8 protein-coding genes are annotated in these 7,224 nt (G+C 62.4%); 4 read left to right on the top strand and 4 right to left on the bottom strand.

Annotated elements, in window-relative coordinates:
- The coding region (locus tag BUB23_RS18785) for a branched-chain amino acid ABC transporter permease (protein ID WP_143161042.1) at positions 1 to 526 on the top strand (526 nt) is incomplete at its 5' end.
- A gap of 83 nt (positions 527 to 609) precedes the next feature.
- Here BUB23_RS18785 and BUB23_RS18780 read toward each other — a convergent pair.
- The 4 genes from BUB23_RS18780 to BUB23_RS18765 form a co-directional block, all read right to left on the bottom strand.
- The gene (locus BUB23_RS18780) at positions 610 to 1,401 is read right to left on the bottom strand and encodes an ABC transporter ATP-binding protein (protein WP_073106076.1); all 792 of its coding nucleotides are present in this window, start codon (positions 1,399 to 1,401) and stop codon (positions 610 to 612) included.
- Positions 1,398 to 3,263, bottom strand: a complete 1,866-nt coding sequence (locus tag BUB23_RS18775) for a branched-chain amino acid ABC transporter ATP-binding protein/permease (protein ID WP_073106073.1) — start codon at positions 3,261 to 3,263, stop codon at positions 1,398 to 1,400. Before BUB23_RS18775 ends, BUB23_RS18780 begins: the two co-directional genes overlap by 4 nt.
- Before the next feature lie 3 nt (positions 3,264 to 3,266).
- A complete protein-coding gene (locus BUB23_RS18770; protein WP_073106071.1) occupies positions 3,267 to 4,304 on the bottom strand; it encodes a branched-chain amino acid ABC transporter permease in 1,038 nt (345 codons plus the stop codon).
- Between the two features lie 173 nt (positions 4,305 to 4,477).
- The gene (locus tag BUB23_RS18765; RefSeq protein ID WP_073106068.1) at positions 4,478 to 5,647 is read right to left on the bottom strand and encodes an ABC transporter substrate-binding protein; all 1,170 of its coding nucleotides are present in this window, start codon (positions 5,645 to 5,647) and stop codon (positions 4,478 to 4,480) included.
- Between the two features lie 317 nt (positions 5,648 to 5,964).
- On the opposite strand from BUB23_RS18765, the gene msrB reads away from it, so the two are divergent.
- Genes msrB through BUB23_RS18750 form a run of 3 tightly spaced genes read left to right on the top strand, consistent with a single transcriptional unit; the run spans position 5,965 to position 7,210 of the window.
- Complete coding sequence (gene msrB, locus BUB23_RS18760; RefSeq protein ID WP_073106065.1) at positions 5,965 to 6,360, top strand: peptide-methionine (R)-S-oxide reductase MsrB; 396 nt, start codon at positions 5,965 to 5,967, stop codon at positions 6,358 to 6,360.
- Positions 6,357 to 6,947, top strand: coding sequence for a septation protein A (locus BUB23_RS18755; protein ID WP_073106062.1), 591 nt, complete (start codon positions 6,357 to 6,359; stop codon positions 6,945 to 6,947). The genes msrB and BUB23_RS18755 overlap by 4 nt, the downstream gene beginning before the upstream one ends.
- Positions 6,947 to 7,210 (top strand): BolA family protein, encoded by a 264-nt coding sequence (locus BUB23_RS18750; protein WP_073106060.1) that lies wholly within the window; start codon positions 6,947 to 6,949, stop codon positions 7,208 to 7,210. Before BUB23_RS18755 ends, BUB23_RS18750 begins: the two co-directional genes overlap by 1 nt.
- The last annotated feature ends 14 nt before the right edge of the window (positions 7,211 to 7,224 follow it).

Here is a 7,224-nt window from a genome sequence, read left to right as displayed (position 1 = left end):
TGACTTGAATCTGTATTACGTGGTGCTGGCGATTTTCGTCATCGGCTTCGCGATCTGCTGGCGCACGATCAATTCGCCTTTCGGGCAGGTGCTCAAGGCGATACGCGAAAATGAGCCGCGGGCGATTTCGCTGGGCTATAACGTGGACAACTTCAAGCTGCTGGTGTTTGTGTTGTCGGCGGCCCTGGCGGGGCTGGCGGGAGCCACCAAAGCGCTGGTCTTTGTCTCGGCGACGCTGTCGGACGCGACGTGGCAGATGTCGGGCATGGTGATCCTGATGACGCTCATCGGCGGGCTGGGCACTTTTACCGGCCCGGTGCTGGGGGCTTTTATCGTGGTGATGCTGGAGAACAAGGTGGGCGAGTTCGGGCGCTTCCTGAGCAATGCGACCGGGGTGCAGTGGTTCCAGGTGCTGGGGGAGTCGGTCACGATCGTGATCGGGCTGATCTTCATCATCTGCGTGATGGCTTTCCGCCGCGGCATCGTGGGGGAGTTGATCTATCGTTTCAAAAGCAAGAAGGCGTAGCCGCCAGGCGGCCTGGTTTCCAGGCCGCTACTCAAAAGGGCGCTGCGAAAACGGCGCCCTTTTTTTGCCTCGTCCATATGCTGCTACGAGCCGTCCGCCTCCGAAGCAGCGGCCTTCTTCGCATTCCCAAGGCCAAGATAGCTTTCGATCACGCGCGGATTGCCGCTAAGCTCCTTGGCGCGCCCCTCCAGCACCACCTCGCCGGTCTCCAGCACATAACCATAATCGGCGACCTGCAAAGCGGCCCGGGCATTCTGTTCCACCAGCAGGATAGCCACGCCCGTGCTGCGCAAGCGCGAAATGATCTGGAAGATTTCGCGCACGATTTTCGGCGCCAGGCCCAGGCTGGGTTCATCCAGCATCAGCAACTGCGGCTGCGCCATCAAGGCCCGGCCCACGGCCAGCATCTGCCGCTCGCCGCCCGACAACGTGCCCGCCTCCTGGGTCCGGCGCTCGCGCAGGCGCGGAAACAGATCATAGACTTCATGTATGGTTTCCTTCCAGCCATGCCGGCCCGCCCGGTACAGCCTGAAGCCGCCCAGCAGCAGATTGTCTTCCACCGACATGCTGCCGAACAGCTCGCGCCTTTCCGGCACCAGCGAAATCCCGTCGGACACCCGGCGCTCGACCTGCCACGAACCGATCTCGGCGCCCAGGTACTGGACCGAACCGGCGCTATGCCCGGAAGCCGGCAGGCAGCCCATGATGGCATTGAGCAGGGTCGACTTGCCCGCTCCATTGCCGCCTATCACCGTCACGATGCTGCCGCGGGTGACCAGGATGTTCGCGCCGGTCACCGCATTGACCTTGCCGTACTTGGCCGACAGATCGGTTACCTTGAGGATGGGATGTTTAGGCTTGTTTGCCGCGCTCATGCCTTGCCCCCTGTCGCCGTGGCCGGCGCTGCGCTTGCCGCCGCCGGGTTCCCGGGGGCCGCAACATCGAAATCGAAATCGTCATCGATGCCGCCCAGGTAGGCTTCCAGCACCGCGGGGTTCTGCTGGACCTGCGCCGGCAGGCCCTCGGCCAGCTTGATGCCGAAATCCATGACCACAAGATGATCGGTAAGATTCATCACAAAGTCCATATCGTGCTCGACCAGCAGTATGCTCATGCCTTCCAGCCGCAATTGATCCAGCACCTTGGCCAGTTCCTGCTTTTCCTTGTAGCGCAAGCCGGCGGCGGGTTCGTCCAGCAGCAGCAATACCGGATCGGCCGCCAGGGCGCGCGCGATTTCCAGGATGCGCTGCTGGCCCAGCGCCAGGTTGCCCGCCTGTTCGTACAGATAATCGCCCAGGCCTACCCGCTCGAGCTGTTTGGCCGCTTCGTGCAGCAGCTCGGCTTCTTCGCGCCGCTCGGCATGCAGCGCCGCCGCCAGCACGCCCACCTTGCTGCGCAAGTGCGCGCCCAGCGCCACGTTCTCGAGCACTGTCATGGCGGGCAGCAGTTGCACGTGCTGGAAAGTGCGGCCCACGCCCAGCCTGGCGATCTCGCGCGACGGCAGCACGTCCAGGCGCTGGCCCAGGAAGCGCACCTTGCCGCTGGTGGCCGGCAGCACGCCGGTAATCAGGTTGAAAGTCGTGCTCTTGCCGGCTCCGTTGGGGCCGATCAGGCCCATGATCTCGCCGGCCTTGAGCGAAAAGCTGATGTCGTTGACGGCCACCAGGCCGCCGAATTCCTTGCGGATGGCCTCGACCTCGAGCACCAGCGAGCCTTTTTCGGGGCGCGCGCGGCGCGGCAGGGCGGGCGCCTCGGGCGGCGGCGCCAGGCGCCGGCGTTCCGTGCCGCCGGCCAGCATGGACCACCAGGAGGACAGGATGGGCCAGACGCCATCGCGGGCATACTGCAATACCAGTATCATCAGCACGCCGAAGACGATGAGTTCGAAATTGGCGCTGGTGCCCAGGATTTTGGGCAGCACATTCTGCAGCTGGTCTTTGAGCGTCAGGATGAGGCCCGAACCCAGCACCGCGCCCCAGACGCTGCCCGCGCCGCCGACCACCGCCATGAACAGGTATTCGATGCCGTAGTTCAAGCCGAAGGGGCTGGGGCTGACGGCGCGCTGCATATGGGCGTACAGCCAGCCCGACAGGCAGGCCAGCAAGGCCGCGTAGACGAAGATGATCACTTTGTAGCTGGCCATATTGATGCCGAACGACTCGGCCATGCCCCCGCCGCTCCTGAGCGCGCGTATGGCCCGGCCCGGACGGGAATCCAGCAAGTTGCGGGTCGCCCACATGGACAGCAGCACCGCGGTCCAGATCAGATAATAGATATAGCGCCCGTTGCCCATCGATATGCCTAAGACCTCGATGGGCGCAATGCCGGCGATCCCGTCGTACTGGCCCAGGAATTCCAGATTGCCGAACAGGTAATACAAGGACAGGCACCAGGCCAGCGTGCCCAGCGGCAGATAGTGGCCCGACAGGCGCAGGGTGATGGCCCCCAGGACGTAAGCCACAACGAAGGTGACGGCCAGCCCGGCCAGCAGGGCCAGCCATGGCGACCAGCCCATGGCCGTGGTGAGCCACGCGGTCGCGTACGCGCCTATGCCCACGAAAGCCGCCTGGCCGAAGGAAGTAAGGCCGCCCACGCCGGTCAGCAGCAACAGGCCCAGCACCACCAGGCTGGCCAGCCCCACGTAGTTGAGATGCGTGATCCAGAATTCGGGGGTGGCGGATACCATGGGCAAACCCGCCAATACCAGCACCACGGCGGCAAGCAATAATCGGTTCATGGCTTATTCCTCGTCGTCCGCATGGTGCGCGCCGAACGAACGCCACAACAACACCGGGATAATCAGCGTAAACACTATCACCTCTTTATATGCGCTCGCCCAGAATGAGGAAAAGGCCTCCAGAATGCCCACGAACAGGGCGCCGCCGGCGGCAATGGGATAACTGATCAGCCCGCCGAATATCGCGGCGACAAAGCCCTTCAGGCCGATCAGGAAGCCGGTGTCGTAGTAGACGGTGGTGACAGGGGCGATCAGCATGCCGGACAGCGCGCCGATGGCGGCCGCCAGCGTGAAAGTGAGACTGCCCGACATATTGGTGCTTATGCCCACCAGGCGCGCGCCCCTGCGGTTGACCGCCGTCGCGCGCAAGGCGCGGCCGTAGAGGGTCTTGCCGAAGAACACCCACAGCCCGAGGATCAGCACGGCGCAAGTGCCCAGCACGAAGAAGGTCTGGGCCGACCAGCTTACCGGGCCCATCTGCACCTCGCCCTCCATGAATGCGGGGGTGCGCCAGCCTTCCGCGCCGAAAAACACCAAAGCCAGCCCGGTCAGGGCAAAATGCACGGCGACCGAAATGATCAGCAGCACCAGCACGCTGGCTTCCGCCACCGGCTGGTAAACCAGGCGGTACAGCATGGGGCCCAGGGGCACCACCAGCGCCATGGAAAACAGCACATTGATCCACAGCGGCGTATCCTTGCCGACGATATAGGGCGCGAGCAGATACAGCCCTATGGGCAGCAGCAATGACCATGAAAAGATCTTGCCCATGCCCGACCAGTTGCCGCTGCGCAGCGCGGCGATGACCTCCGCGGCAAAGACGACCGCGCCTATGATCAGCAGCAAATTCACGGTCCCCGGTATCCGGCCATTGACCATGAAAGCCAGCGTCAGGGCGCCGAATGCCACGAACTCGCCCTGCGGAATGAAAATGACGCGCGTCACCACGAACACCAGGACCAGCGCCAAGCCGAGCAGCGCATAGATGGCGCCGTTCATGACGCCGTCCTGCAGCAGTATCAGCAATATTGTTGTATCCATTTCGGACAACACCCTAACAAGGGGGCGCAGGCTTGCCTTGCGCCCCCGCTACAGACAAAGATAATAAATACCGGCCATGAGGCCGGTATTCGTATCAGCTTACCCAGCGCGTTGGCGAGCCAACACGGGCAGGCCCGACCTCGGGATGCGGATCGGGCCTGCCATTGTACGGATTACAGATCGGGCTGATACGTCCATTTGCCGTCCACCACCTTGACCATCACGCGCGCGCGCTCGTCGAAGCCGGCATGATCGGTAGCCGTCATGTTGAAGACCCCCTGGGACGCCGGCAGGTCCTTGATCTGTTCCAGGGCGTCGCGCAGCGCCTGGCGGAACTGCGGCGTGCCAGGCTTGGCGGCCGTCTTGAGCGCGTTGGGAATGGCCGCGGCGACCAGCAGGCCGGCATCCCACAGATGGCCGCCAAAGGTATTGATGGTGCCGGCGCCGTACTTGGCCTCGTACTTGACTTTGTATTCGAGCGCGCTTTTCTTGACCGGATTGCTGTCGGGCAGCTGGTCGGCCACCAGCAGCGGGCCGGCCGGCAGGATCATGTCGTTGCAGTCCTTGCCGCAAACGCGCAGCACGTCGTTGTTGGCGGCGCCGTGGGTTTGATACATGATGCCCTTGTAGCCGCGGCTCTTGAGCTCGCGCTGCGGCAAGGCCACCGGAGTGCCCGAACCCGCCACCAGGATGCCGTCGGGCTTGGCGGCGACAAGCTTGAGCGCCTGGCCGGTCACGCTGGTGTCGCTGCGGCCGTAGCGTTCGACGGCCACCATCTTGATGCCCTTGGCCTGGGCGGCGCCGGTCATCACACTCAGCCAGCCTTCGCCGTAGGCATCGCTGTAGCCGATGAAGCCCAGGGTCTTGACGCCTTGCTTGGCCATGGCGTCGGCCAGGGCGCTGGCCATCAACTGATCATTCTGGGGTGTCTTGAAGACCCACTTGCGCGCGCCTTCCACGGGTTCGACGATCTTGGCGTTGGCCGCCACGCTGATCATGGGCGTGCTGGTTTCGCCCGCCACATCGACCATGGCCAGCGAACCCGGCGTGACCGAGGTGCCTATCACGACATCGACCTTGTCATCGGTAATCAGCTTGCGCATGTTCTTGACGGCGACGGTGGTGTCGGTGCCGTCGTCGAGCACAATGTATTCGATCTTCTGGCCGGCGATTTCGGTGGGCAGCAGCGCCACCGTATTGCGCTCGGGGATGCCGAGCGACGCGGCCGGCCCGGTGCTGGCAACGGTAATGCCGACTTTGATCTGCGCCGAGGCAAGCAGGGGCAGTGCGAGCCCTAGGGCCCCCGCCGCCACCGAGAATCGGATGGGCTGATTGAAATTCATTGTTGTGTCTCCATGGATGGCAGGGTATCCGGCCCGGGGAAAGGCAGCGGCGAAAAGCTATACAAAAAAAGGACCGTTATTGAATTTAGCGTATCACGTGGAATCGGCAGAAAACATAGGTGTTTTCCATCTATAGTTTAAGGTTCTAGCAATTCTACGGGGCCTGGGGATTATGGACAAGATTGGAAACAAAGTCTTTTAGGGGATTCCTGCATAGACAGTGCAGAAAAAGTACCATGGGAGGGGAACCTCCCGGCCCGGATAAAGTCGATTAACATGATGCCTGATATACCTGCAGTTCTTTTAAAGGTGCTGAAGTGAACAAGATACACAAGACCGATGCGCAATGGCGCGAACAGCTGACGCCCGAGGAATACGCCGTGGCGCGGGAAAAGGGCACCGAACGCCCGTTCACCGGGCGCTACTGGGACACCGACCAGGCCGGCATCTACCGTTGCGTGGGCTGCGGCACGGCATTGTTCGCGTCCGACACGAAATTCGACGCGGGCTGCGGCTGGCCCAGCTATTTCGAAGCCATCGATCCCGCCAATGTGCGCGAGGAAACCGACACCAGCCTGGGCATGCGGCGCACCGAAGTGCTTTGCAATGTCTGTGACTCGCATCTGGGCCACGTTTTCCCCGACGGCCCTCCCCCCACCGGCCGGCGCTATTGCATCAACTCGCTGTCCATGACGTTCGAACCGAATAAATGAAGAAATTTCTTTTTGACCTGTTTCCGCTGATACTGTTTTTCGTGGCGTTCAAGTTTTCCGACATCTTCACGGCCACGGCGGTGGCCATCGCCGCGGGTATCGGCCAGTTCATCTGGCTCAAGGCCACCGGCAAGGCCATAGAGGCCACGCACTGGATCAACCTGAGCGTCATCGTGGTGTTCGGCGGCGCGACCCTGTTTTTCCACAATGATGTCTTCATCAAATGGAAGCCCACCGTGCTGTACTGGCTGTTCGCGGCCATCCTGCTGGGCGGCAAATGGTTCCTCGGCCGCAACCTCATGCAAAAGCTCATGGGCAAGCAGGTGGCCATGCCCGCCGCCATCTGGGACAAGCTCAATTACAGCTGGGCGGCCTTCTTCACGCTGTCGGGCGCGCTGAACCTGTACGTGGCCTTCTCGGGCGCCTACACCGAGGCCCAGTGGGTCAATTTCAAGGTGTTCGGCCTGATGGCCCTGCTGCTGGTCTTCGTCATTGCCCAGTCGGTCTGGCTGGGCAGGCACATGAAAGAAGGCGGCGAGCCGGCCCGCGCCCTGCCCTCTCCCGCCGAACCCAAAGAGAGGTCCTGATGTCCACAGAACGTATGAACGTGCTCAAAGAGCGCCTGGCGCCTTTGGCTCCCACCCATCTCGAAATCATCGACGAGTCGCATTTCCATGCCGGCCACGAAGGCAGCAAGAACGGCGCCGGCCATTTCCGCGTCGTGCTGTGGTCCGAACAGTTCACGGGCCTGTCGACGCTGGCGCGCCACCGACTTGTGTATGATCGCGTACAAGACTTGATGCCTTATCCCATTCACGCCCTGGCAATCGTTGCCAAAGCCCACCCATAAAAGGAATTACATGA

Source organism: Pollutimonas bauzanensis, from assembly GCF_900129885.1.
In the GTDB taxonomy this organism is placed as follows: domain Bacteria; phylum Pseudomonadota; class Gammaproteobacteria; order Burkholderiales; family Burkholderiaceae_B; genus Pollutimonas; species Pollutimonas bauzanensis.
This window is presented reverse-complemented; position numbering and strand designations above follow the sequence as displayed.

Bases quoted from the DNA above. Each gene is read 5' to 3' on its own strand.
- BUB23_RS18780 (WP_073106076.1), bottom strand. From the start codon at position 1,401: ATGAGCGCGGCAAACAAGCCTAAACATCCCATCCTCAAGGTAACCGAT.
- BUB23_RS18775 (WP_073106073.1), bottom strand. From the start codon at position 3,263: ATGAACCGATTATTGCTTGCCGCCGTGGTGCTGGTATTGGCGGGTTTG.
- BUB23_RS18770 (WP_073106071.1), bottom strand. From the start codon at position 4,304: ATGGATACAACAATATTGCTGATACTGCTGCAGGACGGCGTCATGAAC.
- BUB23_RS18765 (WP_073106068.1), bottom strand. From the start codon at position 5,647: ATGAATTTCAATCAGCCCATCCGATTCTCGGTGGCGGCGGGGGCCCTA.
- BUB23_RS18755 (WP_073106062.1), top strand. From the start codon at position 6,357: ATGAAGAAATTTCTTTTTGACCTGTTTCCGCTGATACTGTTTTTCGTG.
- BUB23_RS18750 (WP_073106060.1), top strand. From the start codon at position 6,947: ATGTCCACAGAACGTATGAACGTGCTCAAAGAGCGCCTGGCGCCTTTG.